Origin of the sequence: Nonomuraea sp. NPDC050680, assembly GCF_040654555.1 — a bacterium.
In the GTDB taxonomy this organism is placed as follows: Bacteria; Actinomycetota; Actinomycetes; order Streptosporangiales; family Streptosporangiaceae; genus Nonomuraea.
In genome coordinates, this window is record NZ_JBFAIF010000007.1 from 59204 (window position 1) to 82768 (window position 23565).

21 protein-coding genes and 1 tRNA gene are annotated in these 23565 nt (G+C 68.2%); 11 read left to right on the top strand and 11 right to left on the bottom strand.

Translation table 11 applies throughout. The features are described 5' to 3' along the window. Positions 1-56: 56 nt before the first annotated feature. Positions 57-950 (bottom strand): RNA polymerase sigma-70 factor, encoded by an 894-nt coding sequence (locus tag AB0H88_RS24660; RefSeq protein ID WP_357648156.1) that lies wholly within the window; start codon positions 948-950, stop codon positions 57-59. A gap of 76 nt (positions 951-1026) precedes the next feature. Between AB0H88_RS24660 and AB0H88_RS24665 the strand changes: the two genes are divergently transcribed. Further along, a tRNA-Ala gene (locus AB0H88_RS24665) sits at positions 1027-1099 on the top strand. A 694-nt stretch (positions 1100-1793) separates the two neighbouring features. Here AB0H88_RS24665 and AB0H88_RS24670 read toward each other — a convergent pair. Beyond that, the gene (locus AB0H88_RS24670) at positions 1794-2291 is read right to left on the bottom strand and encodes an alpha/beta hydrolase (protein ID WP_357648158.1); all 498 of its coding nucleotides are present in this window, start codon (positions 2289-2291) and stop codon (positions 1794-1796) included. Positions 2292-2325: 34 nt separating this feature from the next. Between AB0H88_RS24670 and AB0H88_RS24675 the strand changes: the two genes are divergently transcribed. Then, complete coding sequence (locus AB0H88_RS24675; protein WP_357648637.1) at positions 2326-2388, top strand: hypothetical protein; 63 nt, start codon at positions 2326-2328, stop codon at positions 2386-2388. Between the two features lie 5 nt (positions 2389-2393). Here the strand turns inward: AB0H88_RS24675 and AB0H88_RS24680 are convergent, their stop codons facing one another. Further along, positions 2394-3137: a trypsin-like serine protease gene (locus AB0H88_RS24680; protein ID WP_357648160.1), complete on the bottom strand. Its 744-nt coding sequence runs from the start codon at positions 3135-3137 to the stop codon at positions 2394-2396. A 455-nt stretch (positions 3138-3592) separates the two neighbouring features. On the opposite strand from AB0H88_RS24680, the gene AB0H88_RS24685 reads away from it, so the two are divergent. Both AB0H88_RS24685 and AB0H88_RS24690 read left to right on the top strand, forming a co-directional pair. After that, positions 3593-4405 (top strand): hypothetical protein, encoded by an 813-nt coding sequence (locus AB0H88_RS24685; RefSeq protein ID WP_357648162.1) that lies wholly within the window; start codon positions 3593-3595, stop codon positions 4403-4405. Next, positions 4402-5022 carry a hypothetical protein gene (locus AB0H88_RS24690; RefSeq protein WP_357648164.1) on the top strand — a complete coding sequence of 207 codons (621 nt, stop codon included), beginning with the start codon at positions 4402-4404 and terminating at the stop codon, positions 5020-5022. Before AB0H88_RS24685 ends, AB0H88_RS24690 begins: the two co-directional genes overlap by 4 nt. A gap of 15 nt (positions 5023-5037) precedes the next feature. On the opposite strand, the gene AB0H88_RS24695 is transcribed toward AB0H88_RS24690, so the two are convergent. Together AB0H88_RS24695 and AB0H88_RS24700 are read right to left on the bottom strand one after the other, a co-directional pair. Then, positions 5038-5844 (bottom strand): SAM-dependent methyltransferase, encoded by an 807-nt coding sequence (locus AB0H88_RS24695; RefSeq protein ID WP_357648166.1) that lies wholly within the window; start codon positions 5842-5844, stop codon positions 5038-5040. 142 nt (positions 5845-5986) lie between these two features. Further along, positions 5987-6517 (bottom strand): hypothetical protein, encoded by a 531-nt coding sequence (locus AB0H88_RS24700; RefSeq protein WP_357648168.1) that lies wholly within the window; start codon positions 6515-6517, stop codon positions 5987-5989. An 89-nt stretch (positions 6518-6606) separates the two neighbouring features. Here AB0H88_RS24700 and AB0H88_RS24705 point away from each other — a divergent pair, with 89 nt between their 5' ends. Beyond that, on the top strand, positions 6607-7326 hold the full coding sequence (locus AB0H88_RS24705) for a phytanoyl-CoA dioxygenase family protein (RefSeq protein ID WP_357648170.1): 720 nt from the start codon (positions 6607-6609) through the stop codon (positions 7324-7326). A 101-nt stretch (positions 7327-7427) separates the two neighbouring features. On the opposite strand, the gene AB0H88_RS24710 is transcribed toward AB0H88_RS24705, so the two are convergent. Genes AB0H88_RS24710 through AB0H88_RS24735 form a run of 6 tightly spaced genes read right to left on the bottom strand, consistent with a single transcriptional unit; the run spans position 7428 to position 16548 of the window. After that, a complete protein-coding gene (locus AB0H88_RS24710) occupies positions 7428-7628 on the bottom strand; it encodes a DUF4236 domain-containing protein (RefSeq protein WP_357648172.1) in 201 nt (66 codons plus the stop codon). 60 nt (positions 7629-7688) lie between these two features. Further along, the gene (locus AB0H88_RS24715) at positions 7689-11690 is read right to left on the bottom strand and encodes an Ig-like domain-containing protein (protein WP_357648174.1); all 4002 of its coding nucleotides are present in this window, start codon (positions 11688-11690) and stop codon (positions 7689-7691) included. Positions 11691-11713: 23 nt separating this feature from the next. Beyond that, positions 11714-13618, bottom strand: a complete 1905-nt coding sequence (locus AB0H88_RS24720; RefSeq protein WP_357648176.1) for a beta-L-arabinofuranosidase domain-containing protein — start codon at positions 13616-13618, stop codon at positions 11714-11716. Beyond that, entirely contained in the window at positions 13611-14375 is a 765-nt protein-coding gene (locus AB0H88_RS24725; protein ID WP_357648178.1) for a carbohydrate ABC transporter permease, read from the bottom strand. The genes AB0H88_RS24720 and AB0H88_RS24725 overlap by 8 nt, the downstream gene beginning before the upstream one ends. Next, positions 14372-15286 carry a sugar ABC transporter permease gene (locus AB0H88_RS24730; RefSeq protein ID WP_357648180.1) on the bottom strand — a complete coding sequence of 305 codons (915 nt, stop codon included), beginning with the start codon at positions 15284-15286 and terminating at the stop codon, positions 14372-14374. Before AB0H88_RS24730 ends, AB0H88_RS24725 begins: the two co-directional genes overlap by 4 nt. Continuing rightward, the gene (locus AB0H88_RS24735) at positions 15283-16548 is read right to left on the bottom strand and encodes a sugar ABC transporter substrate-binding protein (protein ID WP_357648182.1); all 1266 of its coding nucleotides are present in this window, start codon (positions 16546-16548) and stop codon (positions 15283-15285) included. The genes AB0H88_RS24730 and AB0H88_RS24735 overlap by 4 nt, the downstream gene beginning before the upstream one ends. A 156-nt stretch (positions 16549-16704) precedes the next feature. Here AB0H88_RS24735 and AB0H88_RS24740 point away from each other — a divergent pair, with 156 nt between their 5' ends. From AB0H88_RS24740 to yjfF, 6 genes are all read left to right on the top strand, one after another. Then, positions 16705-17682, top strand: coding sequence for a LacI family DNA-binding transcriptional regulator (locus AB0H88_RS24740; protein WP_357648184.1), 978 nt, complete (start codon positions 16705-16707; stop codon positions 17680-17682). Positions 17683-17919: 237 nt separating this feature from the next. After that, entirely contained in the window at positions 17920-18903 is a 984-nt protein-coding gene (locus tag AB0H88_RS24745; protein WP_357648639.1) for a LacI family DNA-binding transcriptional regulator, read from the top strand. A gap of 73 nt (positions 18904-18976) precedes the next feature. Then, entirely contained in the window at positions 18977-19948 is a 972-nt protein-coding gene (locus tag AB0H88_RS24750) for an ABC transporter substrate-binding protein (protein WP_357648186.1), read from the top strand. 87 nt (positions 19949-20035) lie between these two features. Next, positions 20036-21559, top strand: coding sequence for a sugar ABC transporter ATP-binding protein (locus tag AB0H88_RS24755; RefSeq protein WP_357648188.1), 1524 nt, complete (start codon positions 20036-20038; stop codon positions 21557-21559). Then, complete coding sequence (locus tag AB0H88_RS24760; RefSeq protein ID WP_357648191.1) at positions 21556-22569, top strand: ABC transporter permease; 1014 nt, start codon at positions 21556-21558, stop codon at positions 22567-22569. Before AB0H88_RS24755 ends, AB0H88_RS24760 begins: the two co-directional genes overlap by 4 nt. Then, positions 22566-23549 carry a galactofuranose ABC transporter, permease protein YjfF gene (yjfF, locus tag AB0H88_RS24765; RefSeq protein ID WP_357648193.1) on the top strand — a complete coding sequence of 328 codons (984 nt, stop codon included), beginning with the start codon at positions 22566-22568 and terminating at the stop codon, positions 23547-23549. Before AB0H88_RS24760 ends, yjfF begins: the two co-directional genes overlap by 4 nt. Positions 23550-23565 lie beyond the last annotated feature (16 nt).

Genomic DNA, 23565 nt, shown 5'->3' on the forward strand with positions numbered 1-23565 from the left:
GTGGGGGCGGGATGTGTCAGGGCAAGGTGGTGAGGTGGGTGTGGGGGCGGGATGCGTCAGGGCGAGGTGGTGAGGTGGGTGATCTTGTCTGGGTTCGCGATGAGGTAGATGGTGTCGATCTTGCCGTCCGTTATGAGCAGGGAGATGACGGTGATGACCCGGTCCGCGGCCGAGACCACCACGGCGGGTGCGCCGTTCACGTTCGCCAGGTCGTACGACAGGGTGACGACATCGCTTGAGCCGATCGAGGCCATGAATCTGGCGACCCCGTCGGGGGTGGTGATGGACGTCAGGAAGCGCGTCACGTTCGTGGCGCCGGTCAGGGCGCGCAGCGGGGAGCGGGCCTTGCCGCCGCCGTCGCTCACCAGCGTCACGTCGGTGGACAGCAGCTCGATCAGCCCGTCCAGGTCACCACTGGTGGAGGCGCGGATGAAGCGTTCGGTGATGCGCCGCCGCTCGCCGCGGTCCACGTCGAAGCGGGGCCGCTTCTCCTGTACGTGCTCGCGGGCGCGCCTGGCCAGCTGCCGCGTGGCGGGCTCGGCCCGGCCGATCACCTCGGCGATCTCGGAGAACGGCAGATCGAACGCCTCCCGCAGCACGAACACCGCCCGCTCCAGCGGCGAGAGCGTTTCGAGCACCACGAGCAGCGCGAACTCGACGGAGTCGGCCAGCTCCGCGTGCTCCGCCACGTCGGGCGCGGTGCTGATGGGCTCGGGCAGCCACGGGCCGACGTACGACTCGCGCCGCGACTTCGCCCACCGCAGCCGGTCGATGGCCAGCCGCGACGTGGTCCTGACCAGGTACGCCCGGGGATCGGCGACGGTCGTCTCGTCCACGCCGGACCAGCGCAGCCATGCCTCCTGCACCACGTCCTCGGCATCGGCCGCGCTGCCCAGGATCCGGTAGGCGACGCCGGTCAGCAGGCTGCGGTGGTCTTCGAAGGTCGACATGAGACTTAAGACGTATCACGGGGGATCGTGTGTGACACAGACGCCCCCAGACTCCGATACACTAAGAACGCATCAAGGGGCTATAGCGCAGCTGGTAGCGCACCTCCATGGCATGGAGGGGGTCTGGGGTTCGAATCCCCATAGCTCCACGCTCGTCGGCGGGGTTGTATTGGTTGCTCGCCGCCCTTTGGGCGGCTTCGCTTCCCCGTGGCCTCCTCGTTGTTTACCCCGGGGGATAACCCCCTGACCCCCAGCGTCGGGCTAATTGGCCTTCGCTTCGCTCCGGGCTGTTTTCTTTTTTTCCCGATTGGCTTCGCCTCTTTTGGCGCTTCGCGCTTTTGGGCTTCAGGCGTTTTCTTCCAGTCGGGCCTGGTCCCGACCCCTGTACGTCCTCGCTTCGCTCGGGCAGCCTTATCTGGATGCGGGCTTCGCCCGTGCGTTTCCCGTTGGACCAGGATTTTGTCTGGCCGGAGCTGGCTCAACCCCTTCACATCGATGTCAGCGTGGACGATCGGGCTGTCGAATGCGCCACCTTGAAACGTAGCGGCGCTCAGCTTTGCCGCCGCACCTGAAGGGTCACACTGTCGGTGTTCTGCCGGACGGCGGTGACCTTCGCGTCTGTGCCGGATCCAGCCGCCGGTCATCGCCTCCAGCAGCGCCCGGTGCGGGTCTGCGCGGGCACTTCAGGGTGTGCTCAAGCAGGGATCGTCATGGCTGCGGGTCGGACGAGCCCTGACCCACGATCACGCGTGCACCGTCGAAGGCCAGGAAAGGTGAATCGCTGGTGAGGTCGGCCGCCCGGTCGTCGCGAGCGGAGCCTTTCGGGGGTCGGTGGGAAGCCGGTCAGGACCGACGCGTGCCGGCGGTGAATGCTGTGAGCAACGCGCGCCCGAAATTCCAGCTGCCGAGTCGGCTGGCGGAGTTGATGTGTCCGGCCAAACCGACGCCGACGTGGTCGAGTTGCCAGTCAGCGGTCAGGCGCAGCGCGACGTCTGAGGAGCAGTAGGGGTCGTCGTCGCTGAAAATGACCAAGCCCGGCACGTGAAGCGGTGTCATCTTCACCGCGGTGAAGGTGGAGGCATCGGCTGGGAAGTTCGCTCCGGCAGTGTCCGGTGGGGCCACCAGGAACACTCCGCGGATGTCCGGCCGACGCCGGGTGACCCAGCAGGCGGCGGCAAGACAGCCCAGGCTGTGGGCGACAAGCACCGTATCGGTCGATGGGCTCTCCCCAACGGCCTTGTCGATCGCTTGGCACCAGTCCTCTAGATTCGGTTCGTCCCACGATATGTGCGTAAGATCGAGTTGAGTCGCTTGCCGCTTCGCGTAGCTGCCCGAGGTCACCCATGTCTACCGACTCACCGGCGAGGACTGCTTCATCATCGACGTTCACGCGCCGAGCGCCGAACGCCTCGAAACCATCGTCGACAGCGTCTCCTAGCTGAACTACCTCAGGTCAGCGGGGGAGCCTGTAGCTTCGGGAAGAGTGACGTACTTGCCGAGGAATTGCCGGGCTGACGGCTTGTCCAGGCGGTAGTCGTAGTTGGTGCCCTTGCAGGCGTCGTCGGCTCCACTGATCGAGGTGGCCACAAGGAGGTGCGAGTCGGGGCCGCCCAGGAAGTTCGGGCCGCCTGAGTCGCCGAAGCAGGTGCTGCCGTCCGCCTTGGAGGTCAGGGACAGGTCCAGCCATCTGGGAGACAGGCCCTCGAAGGAGATGGACGCCTGGCGGCGCGTGTCGGTGTACTTCCACTGCTCGCCGTGCCCCTTCTTGGCCGGGGAGAGGGCGCCGTACCCGACAGGGGTGAAACGTACGGACTTCAGCTTGCCGTCGGCCTTGAGGCGGTCGAGCATGCCCACCTCTGGCAACTGGGCCGGGCGGATACCCGAGACGGGCTGGTCGAAGACGACGACTGCCATGTCGTGCAGATCCGAGTTCGTCGTGAACCGCGGGTCGGGTATGTACCGGCCGGCGTAGAGCTGGCCGCCGGGCTGGTAGTGCTGGGCGAAGGAGACCCGGGCCGTCTTCTGATTGCGCTCCCCGCAGTGGGCGGCGGTGAGGAAGACCGTCGGCGAGACGAGGGTGCCGGTGCAGTACGCCCAGGTACCGTCGGAGTGCGGCTTCTCGGCGACGAGTGCCCCTACTTCCGGATGGGCGTCACCGTCGTCCGAGCCGTTGGTGATGGCTGCCACGGGCGTCGCGGTACACGCGATCGTGGCAGCAAAAACTAGGACAAAAGGGACGTAACGCATCTGTGGAGTGTAGGCGGAACGTGGCCTCCGCCCGCTATTCAGAGCGAAAAATTTACCCTCGCACAGGGCTGCTGTGACGCTTGAGGGTGCGGGGACGTGGGATTCGGCGATGCCGCGCAGAGATGGGTGATGATTTCCGGCTATGCGCAGCGAAGCTCCTCCGCTGGTCCCGCGCGTATCCTTCCCTCGCCCGAGCCGACGCGGCCGCCCGACTCGTGTCAGAGAGAGGTGCCGTCGTTGCGATCGAATTGAGAAGAGCCGATCTGCCCTCCGTAACCCAATGGTTGCTTTACGTGTGCTTAGGTAGTCCTTTGACAGTTTGTGGGCCGGAGTGGGGTTGAAGGGTGTCAAAGTACGGCTGGCGTCACTCGGCGTTCGCGCCTGTGGTGGGCCTGATGGTTTCCGCGCTGCTGCTCGTGGCCAGAGCGGTGGAAACGCTGCTGGTGTCCGTAGGTGCGACCACGGCCCCGGCGGCCGCGGAGGTCGTGGTCACACTGATCATCGCGGTGTTCCTGACCACCGTTCTCAGGCTCGTCAGGGCCGTACCGGATATCCGGCGGGAGAGTGCCGCGACCGCGCGGGCCGTGGCGAACGTGCAGGCGGTGAAGCCGAACGACGACACGCTGGTGGGGCGGCGGCTCAAGCTGTTCAAGGAGGCGGCCGAGGCCGGGAACGACTGTGAGGCGGTGCTGGGCGCCCGGTCCGCGCTGGACGACAGCGAGATGGCCAACAAGCACCACCTCGACCACGCGCTCATCTGGGCGCTGCCGGTGTTCGGGTTCATCGGCACCGCGCTGACGATGGCCGCGATGGTGAGCTCGTTCTCGAACGCCCTGGACAACCAGGGGGACCCCGCGGTGCTGATCACCGCGCTCAAGCAGCACGTGCTGCCCGAGCTGGCGTCGGCGTTCGGCGTCACCCTGGTCGCGCTGTTCCTGAGCGTGCTCGCGTTCGGTGGGATGGCGCTGATCGAGCGGGCGGAGCGGGCCAGCGTGGTGGCCGCCGATGAGGTGTTCCTCATCTATATCGCGCGCCTGCCCGCCAAGCAGGTGGCGCCCGCCATGCAGGGGCTCACCCAGGAGCTGTCGCAGTCCAGAGGCAGGACCGAGGAGCTGGTCAAGGGCCTGGACGCGCTGCGCACCGCGGTGGAGCGGTTGAGCGCCGCCGAGAGCCGGCCGCAGAAGTACACCCTGGTGAGGGAGCAGTGAGGAAGCGCGCCGTCAGATCGTTCGCGCCGCCGCTCGACCTGCGCTTCATCGACCTGTTCATGTCCATCGTCCTGGCGCTGTCCTTCGTGGCCATCATGCTGACCGTCGTGGCGCGGATGCTGCCGACGGACGTCTCCACGCCGCCGCGTCAGGAGACGCGCCAGGAGAAGAGCGTGGCCCAGCTGCAGAAGCAGCTCGACGCCGCCACGCTGGCCAAGCAGAAGGCCGAGGCCGAGCTGCGCACCACGCAGGCGCAGATCGCCGAGCAGACCGCCTTCGCGCTGCCGTGGTGGCTGATCGGCTTCTGTGCGCTGCTCGGCGTGCTCACCGTGTTCATGAGCTGGCGGATCCGGCTGTGGAACAAGGGGACTCTGCCCCGGCTGCGCAGCTGGCTGATGGTCACCGTGGTGGTGGCCGCGGTCACGGTGGTGATCAGGTCCCTGAGCGACGGTGAGGGCTATCTGCTGCTCGCCAAGATCCCCTGGTGGGGCGCCGACGCCCTCTGCCTCGGGCTGTTGCTGGTCGCGTACGTGCTGATCTCCGACATTCGGGCCAGCCAGGCCGCGCTCGGTGAGATCAAGGTGCGGTCGGCGCGCGCCTCGGTCCCGGACCGGTAGGGTCGGCCGGCACGATCACGGCTTGCGGGCGACTCCGCCCAGGACCCAGGCCCGCTTCGTCTCCTGCTCGGAGATCCAGGTGCTGGAGCGCCACTGGCGGACATAGATGAAGCCGGGGTCGACGAGCTCCAGCCCGTCGAAGAAGCGCACCGCCTGGTCGCGGTTGCGCGGAGCGCCCTTGGGCCGGTTGAGCGCCTCCCGGAAGACGTCGGCGATCTGCTCGGCTATCTCGGGGCGGCCGTCGAAGACGGCGTGGGTGAGACAGAGGAAGCTCCCGGGCGCCAGCCGCTCGCACAGCCGGGCCACGTGCTCGAACGGGCCGTCCTCGTCGGGGATGTACTGGAGCGCGCCAACGATCAGGACACCGACGGGCCGGTCGAAGTCGATCAGCTGGCTCAGGGTGGGATCGTCCAGCATGGCGTCGGGGTGGAGGATGTCCCCTTCGACCACTCCCGTGCGCGCGTTGGTGGCGAGCAGCGCCCGCGCGTGGTTGAGCGCGACCGGGTCGTCGGCGACGTAGACGACATTGGCGTCCGGGTCGAGGGACTGGGCCACCTCGTGGACGTTCCGCTTGGTGGGCAGCCCGGAGCTGACATGGACGAACTGCGTGACCCCCTGCTCGACCAGGTAGCGCACGACTCGTTCGCGGAATTCCTGGACGTATTCGCCCATCGCCTTGGCATCGGGGATCAGCGCCAGGACCCGCGCGGCGGCCTCGCGGTCGGCGGCGAAGTTGTCCTTGCCGCCCAGGAAGTAGTCGTTCATGCGGGCGACGCTGGGAGCGTTGGCCGACACCCCTGGCCGTCGGGGCGTGTCATTCATTGGTCATCTCCTCGCTCCCACCCGGCTAAGAGGACAGTAGCAAGCCAAGGCCCGTCCGGGGGTCTTGTCCTGGTTTGTACTGGCAGAGACTCATGAAATGTTCATCCGCCGCAAATGGCGTCTCAAGGGTGTTTCTTAGTGATCAGGCCCCTGCCTCGGGCGGGCGCAGGCGGCGCAGGGCCTCGTTGACGCTCTCGCCCAGTCCGGTGGCGACCGGGTTGCCGTCGGAGTCGCGGGCGACGGCGGAGTAGGCCGGTCCCGGCAGCTGGGTCAACAGGATGGTGTGGCCGTCGCGCAGCAGGTCCTCCGGCGCGAGGCGGTGTTCGCGCCGGTCGGCCAGGTAGCGGGCGCCGACCAGGGCGGCCGCGGGGGCGCGGTGGCGGGTGAGGAGCATGGGGCCGCTGTCGTACGGCTGGGCGGCCTGGCGTACGAGGTCGCCCAGCTTGCGGCGGACCGTTGACAGCGGCAGGGCGGGCAGACCGGTCAGCGGCCCGGATACTCCGGAGAGCGGGATCAGGGCGGCCCACTCCCAGCGTTCGCGGGTGATCAGCGTGGTGTCGCCGTCCTGGGCGGCGCGCACCAACCGGCCCCAGTGGACGCGCGCCTCCTCAACGCCGAGTGGGGGGCCGAGGCGGGCGACGAGCTCTGCGTAGACGGTCGAGGTGTCGGACATCTGGGAAATGTAAGCCACCTTACCGATAAAACGCAAGCCGCCTTACAAAACTCGGAAAACCGGTTGCGGCCATGGATAGCTTGGTCGGCATGGAGGCACTGGTGGAGTCGTTCGTGCGGGACGGCTTCGTGAAGCTGACGATCGGATCGCGCGAGCAGGGCGAGGCTGCGCAGGCGCTGCTGTGGCAGCAGATCGGCCTGTCGCCGGACGAGCCCGAAGGATGGCGCGAGCCGGTGGTGTGGGCCGCGGACCTGACCGGGCAGGGGCCGTTCGGTGAGCTGGCCAGATCGCCCGAGCTGGCGGCGGGGCTGGAGGCGGTGTGCGGGAAGGGCGGCTGGCAGCCGCGCGGCGCGGCGGGCAACATCCCGATCCGGTTCCCGCGGCGACCGCCGGCCGACGACCGTGGCTGGCACCTGGACGCCAACGTGTCGCGGCCCGACGGCAGCTGGGGGGTGACCGCCCGCTCGCATACGCTCCTGGTGCTGATGCTGTTCTCGGAGGTCGGCGAGTCGGACGCGCCGACCCGGATCAGGGTGGGGTCGCAGCGGGACAGCCTCGGGGCGCTGGGTGAGCACCAGGTGTACGACCATGTCAGCGCGGGCGCGCTGGTGGAGGCGGCCAGCGAGGGCCGGCCGGTGGCGCTGGCGACCGGCTCACCGGGGGACGCCTACCTGGTGCATCCGCTGACCGTGCACGCCGCCCAGGAGCACCTCGGTGAGAGACCCAGGTTCATGGCGCAGATGCCGTTCATGCTGACCGAGCCGTTGGACCCGGCGGCCGACACGCCGCTGGCCAGAGCGCTCCGCTGAGACTATCGGGGGTGCCGCTTCAGCCAGCCGGAGAACGCGCAGGTGGGAGCGGTAGGAAAAAGGGCCGGAGGCGTTCGCCTCCGGCCCTTCGGAATATCCGGCTAGTTATGCCGGGTGGTCTTGCGCCAGGTGAAACCACCCGGCAGGTTGACCGATATCGTGCGGCGGCCGTCCGCCGTGCGGGTGACACGGCACAACCGGTTGCCCCAGCTGTGTCCGACGCCGCCGCGGGACAGATTGAGCCTGAACGGCCCGAGCTTGATCGACTTTCGGTAGCTCCAGCCCATCGAGGTTCCCTCCATGAGATCGCGAGGGCTCCCAGCTACCCGAAAATTTGCGGAATATCGGGTTTAGCGTGGTGGTCACTCCACTGTCACCGTCGCCTTCGCCGGGACCGTGGTGCCCGCCACCTGCCCGGTCACCGAGAAGCTGCCGGGGGAGGCGTACGAGGCGGGATCGATCGCCGCCCACGTGACTGCGACCGAGCTGTCCTTGGACCCGTCGTTGTAGGTGGCCACGACGGTCGCCGGCAGCGACGGCGCGGTGCCCGCCCGGGTGCGCACCGCCTCCTCTGCGATCGAGGTGATGGTCACCGCCGGACTCGTCCTGACGTACACCGTGGCCTCGACGGGCGAGCGCAGGCCCTCGGCGAGGCCGGCGACCTTGAAGCTGGTGCCACCGGTCTTGACCTGGTCGGCGGTCACCTGCTGCCACGTCACCGCGGCCTGACCCCGGCCGCCGTCCGCGTACAGCGTCTCCACCTTGGCCGGGAGCTGGGGCAGCGTGCCGGCCACCGTCGGGACGTACACGGGCCGCACCGAATCCGGCGGCACCGCGTACGCCTTCCACTCCAGCACGCCGACGGACGCCGGCCCGGACACCAGTTCGGCGCGCAGCTTCGTCGTCGTCACCGTGTCGAACGAGACCGTGTTGTAGGCGTCGGCCGCGGTCGGGTAGGAGGCGGCGCCGGTCACGTCCTCGAAGGAGTCGCCGTCCCACGCCTGGATCTTCCACGACGCCGGGACGAGGACACCGCCGCCGTCGTCGAAGAAGTACAGGTCCGCCTTGTTCACCCGTACCGGCGACGGCCAGTCGAGCTGCACCCACTGCGTGCCCTGCTGCGGCCAGGTGCCCCAGCGCGGGTTGGCGCCGTCGTTGGAGCGCGGCGGCTCGATGCCGTCGTTGATCGCCGTCACCTTCTCCCACGGCGAGGTGTAGGAGGCGGTCGGCGTCGCGTACGGCGCCACGTTCACCTGCGTGCCCAGCGCGCCCACCGTGACGGCGACCGTGCCCGACGCCGACTTGGCGCCGTCGGAGGCGGTCAACTTCAGGTGGTACGTGCCCGCCTCGGTGAACGACGCGACCGTGGCCGGGCTCGCCGGGTCGGTGAAGAACGCCTGCCCCGGCCCGTCGACGACGCTCCAGCCCATGCTGAGCGTCCCCGATGGCAGCCCGTCGTCCTTGACGACCGCGTCCAGCCTGGCCTGCCCGGGACGGTTGAAGGTCGCGTCCTGTACGGCCAGCACGTACGGAGCCCGGTTGCCCGCGGACGGCGGAGCCGAGCCGGTGGCGTACGCCTGCACCTCCTTCAACCCCGTCGAGTAGCCCGGCCGGTGGGTGACCAGCACGCGCAGCTTCTGGGCGGAGACGGACCCGAAACGGACCTCGTTGAGGTTGGCCCGGGGATAGACCGGGTCCTTGGCCTGGCCGGGCACGTCCTTCCAGGTGGAGCCGTCGAGGTACTGCACCGAGTACAGGGCGGGCTCGCTGTAGCTCTTGCGGTCGTTGTAGAAGTACAGCCGCAGCTGGTCGACCGGCCGGGCCGAGCCCAGGTCCACCTCCAGCCAGTCCTGCGCCTTGCCGGAGCCCTTGCTGCCCCAGTACGGCTCGTTGATCGTGAACCCGTCCACCGCGCCCGCCGGGTCGCCGTACGAGGCCGTGGCGGACTTGACCAGGTTCGGCCGGGTGGAGCCGAGATCGACCCCGGCCTTCTGGAACAGGTCCTCGACCCGGTCACCCGACAGCTTCACCTCGGCCGGGGCCTTCATCGACCGCGCCGCCTCGGCGTGCACCACCGTGCCACCTTCGACCTTGCCCGTGGCCGGGTCCCAGATCGCGTGCGCGAGCCCGGACAGCGTGACCTTGCGCTTGCCGTCGATGAGGATCGAGTAACCCTCGGGCACACCCGCGTAATGCGTGGTGCCGTCGCCGGGCTTGTCCCAGACGATGCTCAGGTCGCTGCCGCGATAGTTGATGCCGTTGACGGTGAAGTGGTCCCAGCCGATGTCGACCGGCCACAGCTCGACCTTGCCGTCGGAGCGCGGGCGCAGGCCCATCACGTCCTCGATGACCGTCCAGTTGCTACTACCGAGGATCGTATGGTGGATCCACGATCGGTAGTCGATGGTCTTGGTGGCGGGATTCCAGTTCGACCAGAACTCGTTGGCGTCCGGGTAACGGGTATCGCCGCCGACGAACTGCGACCAGGCGTTCCAGTACAGCAACTGCTTGTACTGCTCGGCCGTGATGTACGGCGAGGTGTAGTCGCGCAGCGCCTTGGAGAACAGCGAGAAATTCCGGGTCGAGTTGATCTGCGAGAAGTTGTTCGACCCCGGATGCCCCTGCGCGGCGGCCTCCGCCTTGTCCTTCTGATTAGCCGTATAGGCCGGGAAAATTGGATATTCAGCTGGGTCGGCCCATAGACGGAGCGCCTCCCGATATTTCGGGTCGTCCGTCGGGACCAGGCCGGTGGCGAACGGGATGTAGTTGTTCGATTCCTTCCACGGGATCAGGTTGCCCGTCTGCAGGTCGCGGTGCTTGAAGAGCTTGTTTTGGTCGTCCCAGAGCAGGGTGAGGATGCCGTTCTTCACCTTGTCGGCCACGCCCCGCAGCTCAGCGGCCTTCGCCGTGTCGCCGATCAGCGTGTACGCCTGCGCCGCCGCCATGGCGTTGGCGTAGACATAGGCGCCCTCGAGTCGTTCGTTCGCCCGGTTGTAGTAGTGGAAGGACACCGCGTCGGCGTCGTTGCCGGTCATCGCCTCCCAGTCGTACTCGATGACCCCGTTCTTGTTGGAGTCGTAGGCGTTGAGCTGCCCGTAGACGTCCTTCTCCGCGTAGCGGGCCAGGTTGCGCAGGATCGCGGGCTGGCCGCCGTGGAGTTGGTAGCTCTCCAGCGCGGAAGCCGAGATGTACTGGGTGTAGCTGTTCGACCAGTTCTCCGGGTCACCCGGGTTATCCGTATATTTCGAGTTACGTGATACTTCGCCGGCCGACACCCACGGGCCGTACGAGTAGATCGGATCCCGCAGATACTTCAGATCCTGCAGGAACATCGGCACGGTCAGCACGATCGCGTTGTTGTAGCCCAGCGCCCCCTCCACCGACGTCGGGAACTGGAAGTCGTTCCCCGGGATGTCGGCGTCGAGGAAGTTGAACCGCATCAACCACCAGCGGTAGTAGACGAACTTCTTGATGTTGGCGTCCGGCACGTCGATGTAGGGCAGGTTCTCCGCCCACCAGCCGTTGTAGTCCTGGAGTTGGCGGCGCAGCGCCTTCTCCGGCGAGCGCCCCTTGTAGCCGTCGTACTCGCCGCGCGAGCCGGCCAACTCCTCGGTGACGAAGCCCATCTGCACCTTGGTCCGCACGGTCTTGCCCGGCTCGACCGAGAGCGTCCCCTTCAGCGCGCCGTCCGCGACCTTCAGGCCGTCACCGCTGAGCCGGGGGAAGATCGTGGTCAGCCGGTTCTTCGCCGCCACCACGCCGGTCAGCTCACGCTCGCCGTCCGCGGTCTTGGTGTACGGAGAGGTCACCGTGACCGGCACCTGGAGCTTCGCGGTGCCCTTGTTGGTGACCGCGAGCGTGGTGACCGCCACGTTCTCGTGCGTGATGAACTTCTTGACGGTCACGGCCAGATCGCCGCCCGCGTACTGGCCGATCCAGTGGCTGGGCATCTGCAACCGCTTGCTCACGTCCTCCTTGAGGTCCGTGCCGAGCGAGACGCTGTAGGCGTCCCGGTTGTCGATGCTCTCCCAGTACGCCACGCTGCCGCCGAAGCCGATGACCGACGGGTCGTGCTCCTTCATGAACAGCGCCCGGCCACGCGACATCAGCCACGTGCCCGCCGGGTCGTCGCCGGGGCGGGCCAGCATGCGGTCGATCCAGTACGAGTCGCCGCCCTTCTCCTTCTTGTAGATCTCCTCCATCATCTTGCGCGGCTGGTAGCGGACGGGCTCGGCCGGGACGGGGTCGGCGTCGGCGAACACCGGCATACTGAGGTCGTCCTGGACGGCCGTGGCCGGGGAGCCGGTGGCGAGCAGACTGCCCGCGACTGCTAAGGCGGCCAGGCCAGAGAGGGTTCTGCGCACGGGGTTCTCCATGGGGGGTGGTGTCAGTCGGCGACGGGCAGCCAGACGCGCATGGTGGCGGGGCCGCGATTGCCCCAGCGGTGGTACGGCACCAGCCGCAGCACGGTGTCCGCGCCCTCCGGCGCGTCGGGCACCGGTCCGTACGGCCAGTCGTCGGTGGCCGGAGCGCCGAGCACCACGGCGACCTCGATCTCCACGACGGAATCGACAGTGGGACCGGCGGCGGGATCGACAGTGGGACCGGCGGCGGGGTCGGCCGGGCGGTCGATGGGTGCGGACGAGATGCGGGCGGCCACGTCGGCGAGTGGCGGCTCGTCGGCGACGGACTCCGCGCAGTAGACGAGCGGCCCGCGCTCCACCGCGACGCTGCCGCGCAGCGCGTCCACGCGCCGGTCGGGGAAGGTCCACCGGGGAGCCATGGGCAGGTCGAGGCGGATCTCGTCACCGGGCCGCCAGTCGCCCGCGACGACCGCGTACCCGGGCTCGACCTCCCGACTACCCGACATATGCGAAATGTTCGATCCACCAGTGTCCGCGCCGCCGTCCGGCCCGGCCGGCCCGTACGCGAGCGTGGCGCCCTTCGCCCAGGCGGGTACGCGCAGCGAGATCTGCCCGCTGCCACCCGAAAGGACCCGCACGCGCACCCCGCCCGACCACGGATACCCGGTCTCCACCCGCAACGCGAGCGGACCGTGGGTGATCTCGCCGGGTGTGAAGTGGTGGATCTGCACCCCGCCCGCGTCACTGGTGGCCATGTAGGCCGGCAGCGAGGCGAGCGTGCGGGCGATGTTGTTCGGGCAGCACGACACGTCGAACCACGGCGAGCGCAGCCCGCCCTCGGCGGCGTGGTTGACCCCGTTCAGCGGCACGGCCGGCACCCGCACGCGCAGCGGGTTGGCGTAGAAGAACGACCGGCCGTCCAGGGCCACCGCGGTGGCCAGCACGTTGTACAGGGTCCGCTCGGCCACGTCGGCGTACCGGGCGTCGCCGGTGGCCAGCAGCAGCCGGTGCGCCAGCATGATCGAGGCGATGCCCGCGCAGGTCTCGGAGTAGGCGCGGTCCGGCGGCAGCTCGTAGTCCTCGCCGAAGGACTCGTCGGTGTGCCGCGAGCCCATGCCGCCCGTCAGGTGGGTGCGCCTGGCGACCGCGCGCTCCCACTGCGCTTCGACGGCCTTCAGCAGCTCCTCGTCACCCGTCTCCACGGCCACGTCGACGACGCCGCTGGCCAGGTAGAGCGCCCGTACGGCATGCCCGCGCAACGACTGCGCCCGCCGCACTGGAAGATCGTCCTGGAAGTAGGCGCGGCCGAACGGGATCTCGGCCAGCGCGGGCAGGCCGCGGCGTTCGACGAAGCGGCGGGCCATCTCCAGGTAGCGCTCGGTGCCGGTGGCCCGGTACAGCTCGACCAGCGCCATCTCCACCACCGGGTGGCCGCAGGTCTCCGAGGTGTCCATGAAGCGGCGGCAGATGTGGTCCGCCGCCCGCCTGACCACCTCGGTCAGCCGGTCCTCGCCGTGCATGCGCAGCCTGGCGACGCCGGCCTGGATGAGGTGGCCGTAGCAGTAGAGCTCATGGCCCCACTCGAAGTCGATGTAGCGGTTGCCGGTCCACCGGGTGTTGAGGTAGCCGTCGCCCTCCTGGGCCCTGGCCACGGTCTCGGCCAGCTCGGGCAGCGCGGGGTGGTCGGCCCACGCCATGGCCTCCAGCAGCTTGTAGATCTCCGAGTCGGAGAACTCCCTGCCCTTGCGGGGGAGACGCCCGCGGAAGTTGGCGATCCAGCCTTCGCGTTCCTCCCATTCCTGGCAGTGGGCGATGGTGACGTCCCGGTTGAGGGCGATGCGGTCGCCCCAGAAGCCGGGCGCCGGACGTACGGCGTCCAGGCCGAGGGGGGACAGCACGCCCGATGAGGGCAGGACAGGATTAGCCACGCAGAGCTCCCGACATGAATCCGCGCACGTAGTGGCGCTGCAGAATGACGAACAAGATGAGACAGGGCAGTGCCATGACCATGACGCCGGCCTGGAGCATGCCGTAGTCGATAGCGCCGAACGTGCCCTGCGTCATGCTGACCACAGCCACCGGCAGGGTGAACGACGCGCCGTCGTTGAGCAGGATGAGCGGTGCGAAGAAGTCATTCCATGAGGCGAGGAAGGCGAACAGGCCGACCGTGACGAGCGCCGGCCGTACGGCGTGCAGCAGGATCCGGGAGAAGGCCCGGAAGGTGCCGCAGCCGTCGACCAGAGCCGCCTCCTCCAGCTCGCGCGGGATCGCCTCGAAGGCGTTGCGCATCATGAACAGCGCGAACGGCAGCTGGAACATCACGAACACCAGCGACAGCCCCAGCAGCGAGTTCTGCAGGCCGAGGTAGCCGAGCAGCACGTAGAGCGGGATGAGGATCGTCGCGTAGGGCACCATGAGGATCGCCAGCGTGGCCAGGAACAGCAGGTTCTTGCCGGGGAAGTCGAACCGGGCGAAGGCGTAGCCGCCGAGCGCGGAGACGATCAGCGTGCCGGCGACGGTCATCGACGACACCAGCACGCTGTTGGTGGCGTAGGTGCCGACGCCCTCGCCGAACTGGGCCATCTTCAGGTAGTTGGACGGCTCCTCCAGCGAGGCCCAGCCGCTCCACAGCAGCGGGAACAGGAACAGGATGGCCAGCGCCGTGACAGTGGGGTAGTACCTCACTTGAGCCTCCGCATCAGCAGAGTGTTGAACCCGACCAGGGCGACCAGCAGCACGACGGACAGCGCCGCCGCCCCACCGAGGTCGAAGCGGAAGAACGCGTCGCGGTAGACGACCATGACCATCGAGACCGTGCTGTTGTCCGGGCCGCCGTTGGTGAAGATGAAGAACTGGTCGAAGGCCAGCAGCGAGCCGGTGATGCTGAGGATCAGCATCAGCGCCAGCGTCGGGCGCAGCAGTGGCAGCGTGATCTTGGTGAAGATCTGCCAGCGGTTCGCGCCGTCGCTCTTGGCCGCCTCGTACACCTCGACGGGGATCGACTGCAGACCGGTCAGCAGGATGAGCATGTTGAACCCGGCGAAGCGCCACAGCACGAGCGCGATCGTGGAGAACAACGCCATGTTGGGCGTGCCGATCCACTTCACCGGCTCGTGCGTGATCCCCAGCGTCTGGAGCAGCGGGTCGATCGGGCCGAAGTCGTTGTTCAGCATGCCGTAGAACAGCAGCGCGGCGGCGGCGAAGCCGACGGCTCCCGGCAGGAAGAACGCGGTACGGAAGAAGGCGACCCCCGGCCGGCGCTCCTGCACCAGCAGGGCCAGGCCGAGCGCGACGGCCGACAGCAGGACTGTGGTGATGGCGGTGTACTTCAGCGTGAAGAGCACCGCGTCGAAGAACAGCGGGTTCTTCGGGATCTTGGTGTAGTTGTCGGGGGCGTTGAAGACCGCCTGGCCCAGCAACGGCCAGCGGTTCAGCGACATCCAGACGACCAGCACCAGCGGCGCGATGAACAGGACGCCCACGATGACGGCGGTCGGCGCGGCGTACAGCCAACCCTGCAGCTGCCTGCCCCGCCACCGGGCGGACGGCACCGTGTGCGCCGCCCGCCGCTTGGGCTTGCTGAGAGTCAAACTCATTGCTGCAAAGACTTCGTGATTTCGGCGTTCAGTTGGGGAACCTTCGCGGCGTCGCCAAACACCGCTTCGCGAGCAAGCCGCAGCCAGGGTCCCTGCGGGTCGTTGAACGTCTGGCCGAAGCGCAACGCGAACGGCGTCTGACCCTTGGCGACCAGCGAGTTGATCAGGACCACCCGCGGGTCCTCCGCCGAGTACTTGTTGCTGGCCAGGTCCGTACGCGCGAGCACGTCCTTGTTCTTGGCCATGACCTCGACCTGCGCGTCATCGGAGACGGTCCAGGACAGGAAGTCCCAGGCCGCGTCGGCGTTCTTGGACGTCGAGGAGATGCCGATCGAGTCGCCGCCCACGAACGTCGACTCGCCGCCGTCGGGACCGGCGATGGGGGTGACGCCGATCTTCATCCCGGCGGGCATCGTGCCGAGCGTGGTCGACGGCATGGGCATGACGCCGATCTCGCCCTTGGGGAAGAAGCCGGTCCAGGTCGGGCCCTGCTCCTCCTTGGCCGTCGGGCCGGTGACCTTCTTCGCGTACAGGTCGTGGTAGGTCTTGAACACCTCGGTCATCGCGGGCTGGTCGTTGAGCGATGTGGTGCCTTCGGCGTTCATGACCTGGGCGCCGGCCGCCCAGACAGAGGGCCAGAAGGTGAAGACGTAACAGCCACCGCAGTTGCCGCCGAAGAACGTACCGTGCACCTTGCCGTCCTTGCCCAGCTTCTGCTGGATCGTGGTGGCCTGCTCGGCGAACTCCTTCAGCGTCTTGGGCCCCTTCTCCGGGTCGAGCCCGGCCTTGGCGTAGAGGTCCTTGTTCCAGAACCAGACCGACAGGTCCAGCGTGTGGGGCAGGGTGTAGAGCTTGCCGTCCAGCGTGCCCAGCTTCATGTGGGAGGGCGCGAGAGCGGCCTTGTACGGCAGGGCGCCGACCCGGTCGGTGATGTCCATGAACAGGCCCTGCGAGGTGTAGTTCGGGACGAAGATCACGTCGGCCGCGAACACGTCCGGCAGCTGTTTCGCCCCGGCCGCGGCCGCGATGCGCGGCTGGTAGTTGTCCGTCGGGATGACGGTCAGCTTCACTTGGTTCTTGTGACTGCTGTTGTAGGCCTTCACCAGCCGTTCGCTCTGTGCCTGCGTCGCCGCGCGGGTCCACATGGTGATCGTGACCGGGCCTGCCGCCTGTGGCTGCTTGTCGCTCCCACCGCTGCCGCAAGCGGCGGCTGTGAGCGCTAACAAACCGAGGAAGGCGATCCCAGCCAGCCGTCGTCTCATGGTTGTCTCCTTCGGGACCCCCGTGAACTAAAAGGTTTTCGGAAACGTAGAAGAAACATTGGGGCCTGTCAATGGGTATTATGGTTTGTCCTGGATACCGGGTTACTGAAAAGGGTTTCGAAAAATATGGCGGGTAGGCGCGCGACCATCAACGACGTGGCCTCCCTGGCAGGGGTGTCGATCGCCACGGCCTCCAAGGCGCTCAACGGGCGGCAGGACGTGCGGGCCTCGACCCGTCAGCGTGTGCTCGCCGCGGCGGAGGAGCTCTCCTTCCAGCCGAACGCCCTGGCCAGGGGGCTACTGTCCGGGCAGACGCGGACGGTCGGGCTGCTCACTTCCGACAGCGCGGGCCGGTTCGGCATCCCGGTGCTGCTCGGGGCGGAGGACGCGTTCGGCGCGGGGGAGATGGCGGTGCTGCTCTGCGACGCCCGCGGCGACGCCATCAGGGAACAGCACCACCTGCGCGCGCTGCTGTCGCGCCGCGTGGACGGGCTGATCGTGGTGGGCGAGAGCACCAACCTGCGGCCGTCCGTCAGCCGCGACCTCGGAGTGCCCGTGGTCTACGCCTACGGGCCGTCGGACGATCCGGAGGACGTGTCGTTCGTGCCGGACGACGTGGGCGGCGCGGTGATGGCCGTGAATCACCTGCTCGCGCTGGGCCGGCGCCGGATCGCGCACGTCACCGGGCCCGAGCACTACAAGGCCGCCCGCGATCGTGTGGCGGGGGTGAAGCTGGCGCTGTCGGAGGCGGGGCTGGAGCAGGCGGGTGAGACGCTCTGGGGCACCTGGTCGCAGCGGTGGGGGCGGCACGCGGCGGAGATGCTGCTGATGGCCCAGCCGGAGATCGACGCGGTGTTCTGCGGCAGTGACCAGGTCGCGGCCGGGTTCGTGGAGGCGGTCCGCGAGCGGGGGCGGCGGGTGCCCGATGACATCGCGGTGATCGGCTACGACAACTGGGAGGTGCTGTCGACCGAGACACGCCCGGCCCTGACGACCGTGGACATGAACCTCGAACTCCTCGGCAGGACGGCCGCCCAGCACCTGTTCGCGGCCATCGACGGACGGGCCACGCCGGGCGTCCATCGCATGCCCTGCCAGTTGGTGATCCGCGACTCCACGGCGTCGTCGGCGTAACCGCGCGCGGAGAGCCGGTTCGGGCCGGTGGTCCAGTGGATATGTTAGCGTTAACATTCAGAGTGGGTCCCTGAGCGCCAAAGATGAGGACCGCTCACTGCGAAGTCAAGAGAGCTCGTGTGACGCGACCGTAATCGGACGACCTCTTGACGAGACCTGTTGTTAACGTTCACAGTCATGCCAAGCCAGGAAGGGAGCACGGCAGTGGGAGCGACCCAGGGGCGTCGACCGCCGGTCATGGCCGATGTGGCCAAGGAGGCCGGGGTGTCGCACCAGACGGTCTCACGCGTGCTCAACGAGCATCCCAACGTGCGCAGCGAGACCCGCGCGCGGGTGATGGAGGCGATCGACAAGCTCGGCTACCGCCGCAACCTCGTCGCCCGCGCCCTGGTCACCAAGCACTCCAGGACGCTCGGCGTGGTCAGCTTCGACACCACGCTGTACGGCCCGGCCAGCACGGTCTACGGCATCGAGCAGGCGGCCCGGGGGGCCGGCTACTTCGTCAGCATCGTGAGCCTCAAGTCCATCGACAAGATCGGCGTCAGCGACGCTCTCGACTACCTGGCCGACCAGGGTGTCGACGGCATCGTCGTGGTCGCGCCGCAACGGTCGGCCGCCCAGGCGCTGGGCGAGCTCCCGTTCGGGGTGCCCACGGTCGCCGTCGAGGGCGGCGAGGCCGGTGACGTGTCGGTCGTCTGCGTCGACCAGGTCCGCGGCGGCAGGATGGCCACCGAGCACCTGCTCTCCCTGGGGCACGAGACGGTCTGGCACATCCGCGGCCCCTCCGACTGGCTGGAGGCCGAGGGGCGCGTGGCCGGGTGGCGGGCCGCGCTGGAGCAGGCGGGCCGTACGGCCCCGGAGCCGCTCGCCGGAGACTGGAGCCCGCGCTCGGGATACGAGGCGGGGCGCAGCCTGGCGAGCATGAAGGGCGTCACGGCGGTGTTCGTCGCCAACGATCAGATGGCGCTGGGCGTGCTGCGGGCGTTCACCGAGCAGGGGGTGAGAGTGCCCGATCAGGTGAGCGTCGTCGGTTTCGACGACATCCCCGAATCGGAGTTCTTCTCGCCGCCGCTCACCACCATCAGGCAGGACTTCGGCGCGGTGGGCAGACACAGCATCGAGGTGCTCCTTCGGCAGATCGAGGGCCAAGGCTCCCACGCGTGCGAACGTCTCGTGGTCCCGCCCTCGCTCGTCTCCCGGGCCAGTACGGCCCGGCGGTAGGCCGCACACAGAAGGAAACGCGCACGCACCCGGGCTGTGGTGTTAGCGCTCACATCAGAAGGGACCCCACGCAGTGAAGAGGATCTCGGTATTGATGCTCGCCGGGTTCACCGCCATGGCGGTGGCCGGATGCGGCGCGAGCGGCGGTAGCGGTGGCGGCGGTGGCGGCGCGATCACCATGGGCTTCTCACAGGTCGGCGCGGAGAGCGGCTGGCGCACCGCGAACACGAAGTCGGTGCAGGACTCGGCCAAGTCGGCCGGAATCACCCTGAAGTTCTCGGACGCCCAGCAGAAGCAGGAGAACCAGATCAAGGCGATCCGCTCCTACATCCAGCAGAAGGTGGACGTCATCGCCTTCTCGCCGGTGGTGGAGTCGGGCTGGGACACCGTGCTCAAGGAGGCCAAGGACGCGAAGATCCCGGTGATCCTCACCGACCGGGCCGTGGACTCCAAGGACACCTCGCTCTACAAGACCTTCCTCGGTTCGGACTTCGTCGAGGAGGGCCGCAAGGCCGGCAAGTGGCTGGTGGACGAGTACAAGAGCAGCAGCGACCCGGTCAAGATCGTGGAGCTGCAGGGCACCACGGGCTCGGCGCCGGCCAACGACCGCAAGGCGGGCTTCCAGGAGATCATCAAGGCCGAGCCCAAGTTCCAGATCGTCGCCTCGCAGACCGGCGACTTCACCCGGGCCAAGGGCAAGGAGGTCATGGAGGCCTTCCTGAAGTCCACTCCGGACATCGACGTGCTTTACGCGCACAATGACGACATGGGGCTGGGTGCGATCGAGGCCATCGAGGGCGCGGGCAAGGTGCCCGGCAAGGACATCAAGATCATCACGGTCGACGCCGTCAAGGACGGCATGCAGGCGCTCGCCGACGGAAAGATCAACTACATCGTCGAGTGCTCCCCGCTGCTCGGCCCGCAGCTGATGGACCTGGCCAAGAAGGTCGTCAAGAACGAGACCGTGCCGACCCGCGTGATCACGCAGGAGACGGCGTTCAACCAGGAGCAGGCCAAGGCCGCTCTGCCCAACCGCCAGTACTGACCGCCGACCGGGCCGGCCCTCGCGGGCCGGCCCACCCACACGATCACGAGCTTTACGATCACGAGCTAGAGGAGGAGAGGGACGCCGATGGCCGTACCCGCGCCGATCCTGCTGATGAGCGGAATCGGCAAACAGTTCCCCGGCGTGAAGGCTCTCGACGGCGTGGACCTGCGACTGCTGCCGGGCGAGGTGCACGCGCTCATGGGCGAGAACGGCGCGGGCAAGTCCACCCTGATCAAGGTGCTGACCGGCGTCCACCCCATCGACGCCGGCACCATCGAGCTGCTTGGTGAGCCCGTCGCGTTCGGCAGCCCGCTGGAGGCGCAAGGGGCCGGCATCAGCACGGTCTACCAGGAGGTCAACCTCTGCGCGAACCTCTCGGTCGCCGAGAACATCTTCGTCGGCCGCGAGCCCCGGCGCTGGGGCCGGATCGACTGGCCGCGGATGCGGGCCAGGGCCGCGGAGCTGCTGGCCCGGCTGGAGCTCGACCTCGACGTCTCGGCGCCCCTGTCGACGTACTCGCCGGCCATCCAGCAGATGGTGGCCATCGCGCGGGCCATCGACATCGAGGCCCGGGTGCTGATCCTCGACGAGCCGACCTCCAGCCTCGACGCGAGCGAGGTCGAGCAGCTCTTTCGCGTGATGCGCTCCCTCAAGGAGGAGGGCATCGCGATCCTGTTCGTCTCACACTTCCTCGACCAGGTCTACGAGATCTCCGACCGGATGACGATCCTGCGCAACGGGCGGCTGGTGGGCGAATACCTCACCGCGGAGCTCAGCCAGGTCGAGCTGGTCGCCAAGATGATCGGCCAGGAGCTCGCCGCCCTGGAGAAGCTGCACGGCGAGGCCAAGGTGTTCGACCGGCCGCTCCTGGAGGCGCGCGGGCTGGGCCGGGCCGGGGCGATCGAGCCGTTCACGCTGACCGTCCACGAGGGCGAGGTCGTGGGGCTGGCCGGGTTGCTGGGCTCGGGCCGTACGGAGGTCGCGCGGCTGCTGTTCGGCGCCGACCACGCGAGCGCCGGCGAGGTGAGCATCGACGGCACGCCGGTCTCGTTGCGCACGCCGCGCGTCGCGATGAACCACCGGATCGCGTTCTGCTCGGAGAACCGCAAGTCCGACGGGCTGATCCCCGACCTCACGGTCAGGGAGAACATCATCCTGGCCCTGCAGGCCACCAGGGGCTGGACCAGACCGGTCCCGCGTGAGCAGCAGGACGAGCTGGTCGGCAAGTACATCACCGCGCTGAAGATCAGCCCGGCCAACCCGGAGCACCTCGTACGCGACCTCAGCGGCGGCAACCAGCAGAAGGTCCTGCTGGCCAGGTGGCTGATCCTGGAGCCCAGGCTGCTCATCCTCGATGAGCCCACCCGCGGCATCGACATCGGCGCGAAGGCCGAGATCCAGCGCCTGGTCGCCCAGCTGTCCGACGGCGGCATGGCGGTGCTGTTCATCTCCGCCGAGCTGGAGGAGGTGCTGCGGCTCAGCCACAAGGTCGGCGTCCTGCGCGACCGCAGGCTGGTCGCCGAGTTGCCCAACGACGACGATCTCACCACGGACGTGCTCATGGAGACCATTGCCAGCGGGAAAGCGAGCGGAGGGCGAGCGGAATGAGACGCCTGCTCTGGCCGGTCGTCATCCTGGCCCTGCTGCTCCTCGTCAACGTGTTCTTCACCGCGAACTTCTTCTCGATCCAGATGCGCGACGGCCACCTCTACGGCAGCCTGATCGACATTCTGCGCTTCGGCGCCCCGCTCATCCTGGTCTCGCTCGGGATGACGCTGGTCATCGCGACCGGCGGCATCGACCTGTCGGTCGGCTCGGTGGTGGCGATCGCGGGGGCGCTGGCCTGCCTGCAGATCAGCGACGACGCCGGCGTGTTCACCGCCGTGGTGCTGGCGCTCGGCCTGTCGGTGCTGCTCGGGGCGTGGAACGGCCTGCTCGTCGCGGTCGTCGGCATTCAGCCGATCATCGCCACGCTGATCCTCATGGTGGCCGGGCGCGGCCTGGCCCAGCTGATCACCGGCGGGCAGATCATCACCGTCAACAGCCCCTCGTACAAGGTCATCGGCGGCGGTTACTTGCTGACCGTGCCCTTCGGCATCCTGCTGGTCCTGGTGGTCCTGGCGATCACCGTGTTCCTCACCCGCAGGCTGGCCCTGGGCATGCTCATCGAGTCGGTCGGCGGCAACGCCGAGGCCAGCAGGCTCGCCGGGATCCGATCGCGGGGCATCATCATCATGGTCTACGCCTTCGCCGCGCTCTGCGCCGGCGTCGCCGGGCTGATGATCAGCTCGAACGTGTCCAGCGCCGACGGCAACAACGCCGGCCTCTGGGTCGAGCTCGACGCCATCCTGGCCGTGGTCATCGGCGGCACCTCGCTGTCGGGCGGGCGCTTCTCGCTCGGCGGCACCGTGCTCGGCGCGCTGATCATCCAGACGCTGACCACGACCATCTACTCCATCGGGGTGCCGCCGGAGACCACGCTGCTGTTCAAGGCGCTCGTGGTGACCGCGGTCTGCCTCATCCAGTCGAAGTCGTTCCGCGAGAAGGTGTTCGGCCGTCGCCGCCGAGCCGTGCCGCCCAGCCCGGCGGCCGAGGAGAAGGTCCAGGTGACGGCATGACGACCGTGACGCTCAACGGCCTCAGGACGATCCCGGCCAAGTATGTGCCCGTCCTGGTGACCGCCTGCCTGTTCGTGGCGATGTTCGTGGCGGGCGGCATCCGCTACGAGGGGTTCGCCAGCGGGCAGGTGATACTCAACGTCTTCATCGACAACGCCTTCCTGCTGGTCGTGGCCGTCGGCATGACGTTCGTGATCCTCACCGGGGGGATCGACCTGTCGGTCGGCTCGGTGGTGGCGCTGTCCACGATGATCTCGGCGAGCCTGATGAAGGGGCCCGGGTGGCCGCCGTATCTGGTGATCCCGCTGGTGCTGCTCATCGGCGCCGCGCTGGGGCTGGTGATGGGGTACATCATCCACGCCTTCGAGATCCAGCCGTTCATCGTCACGCTGGCCGGGATGTTCCTGGCCAGGGGGCTGTGCTACACGATCGGCACCGACTCGATCCCGATCGAGGACCCGACGTTCACGGCGTTCGCGCAGACCAGGCTCGACCTGTTCGCCGGCCTGTGGATCTCGCCGAGTGTGATCATCGCCGCGGTGGTGGTGCTCGTGGCGGCGTACGTGCTGCACTACACGCGCCTGGGCCGCTCCGTCTACGCCACCGGGGGCAGCGAGCAGTCCGCGCTGCTGATGGGCCTGCCCGTGGCCCGGACGAAGATCACGGTCTACACGGTCAGCGGGTTCTGCTCGGCGCTCGGCGGGGTGCTGCTGTCGTTCTACATGCTCTCGGGGTACGGGCTGCACGCCGTCGGCATGGAGCTCGACGCGATCGCGGCCGTCGTCATCGGCGGCACGCTGCTGACCGGCGGCTCGGGATTCCTGCTCGGCACCGTGCTGGGCGTGCTCGTGCTGGGCCTGATCCAGACGGTCATCAGCTTCGAGGGCACGCTCAGCTCCTGGTGGACCAAGATATTCATCGGACTTCTGCTCTTCGTCTTCATCCTGCTCCAGCGCCTGTTCTCAGCCCGCCGGACCTGACCTCCGGTACGGCCTC

Excerpts from the sequence above, each read along its gene's own strand:
- AB0H88_RS24660 (WP_357648156.1), bottom strand. The coding sequence starts at position 950 with ATGTCGACCTTCGAAGACCACCGCAGCCTGCTGACCGGCGTCGCCTAC.
- AB0H88_RS24685 (WP_357648162.1), top strand. The coding sequence starts at position 3,593 with ATGGTTTCCGCGCTGCTGCTCGTGGCCAGAGCGGTGGAAACGCTGCTG.
- AB0H88_RS24695 (WP_357648166.1), bottom strand. The coding sequence starts at position 5,844 with ATGAATGACACGCCCCGACGGCCAGGGGTGTCGGCCAACGCTCCCAGC.
- AB0H88_RS24700 (WP_357648168.1), bottom strand. The coding sequence starts at position 6,517 with ATGTCCGACACCTCGACCGTCTACGCAGAGCTCGTCGCCCGCCTCGGC.
- AB0H88_RS24705 (WP_357648170.1), top strand. The coding sequence starts at position 6,607 with ATGGAGGCACTGGTGGAGTCGTTCGTGCGGGACGGCTTCGTGAAGCTG.
- AB0H88_RS24710 (WP_357648172.1), bottom strand. The coding sequence starts at position 7,628 with ATGGAGGGAACCTCGATGGGCTGGAGCTACCGAAAGTCGATCAAGCTC.
- AB0H88_RS24730 (WP_357648180.1), bottom strand. The coding sequence starts at position 15,286 with ATGAGTTTGACTCTCAGCAAGCCCAAGCGGCGGGCGGCGCACACGGTG.
- AB0H88_RS24735 (WP_357648182.1), bottom strand. The coding sequence starts at position 16,548 with ATGAGACGACGGCTGGCTGGGATCGCCTTCCTCGGTTTGTTAGCGCTC.
- AB0H88_RS24745 (WP_357648639.1), top strand. The coding sequence starts at position 17,920 with ATGGCCGATGTGGCCAAGGAGGCCGGGGTGTCGCACCAGACGGTCTCA.
- AB0H88_RS24755 (WP_357648188.1), top strand. The coding sequence starts at position 20,036 with ATGGCCGTACCCGCGCCGATCCTGCTGATGAGCGGAATCGGCAAACAG.
- AB0H88_RS24760 (WP_357648191.1), top strand. The coding sequence starts at position 21,556 with ATGAGACGCCTGCTCTGGCCGGTCGTCATCCTGGCCCTGCTGCTCCTC.
- yjfF (WP_357648193.1), top strand. The coding sequence starts at position 22,566 with ATGACGACCGTGACGCTCAACGGCCTCAGGACGATCCCGGCCAAGTAT.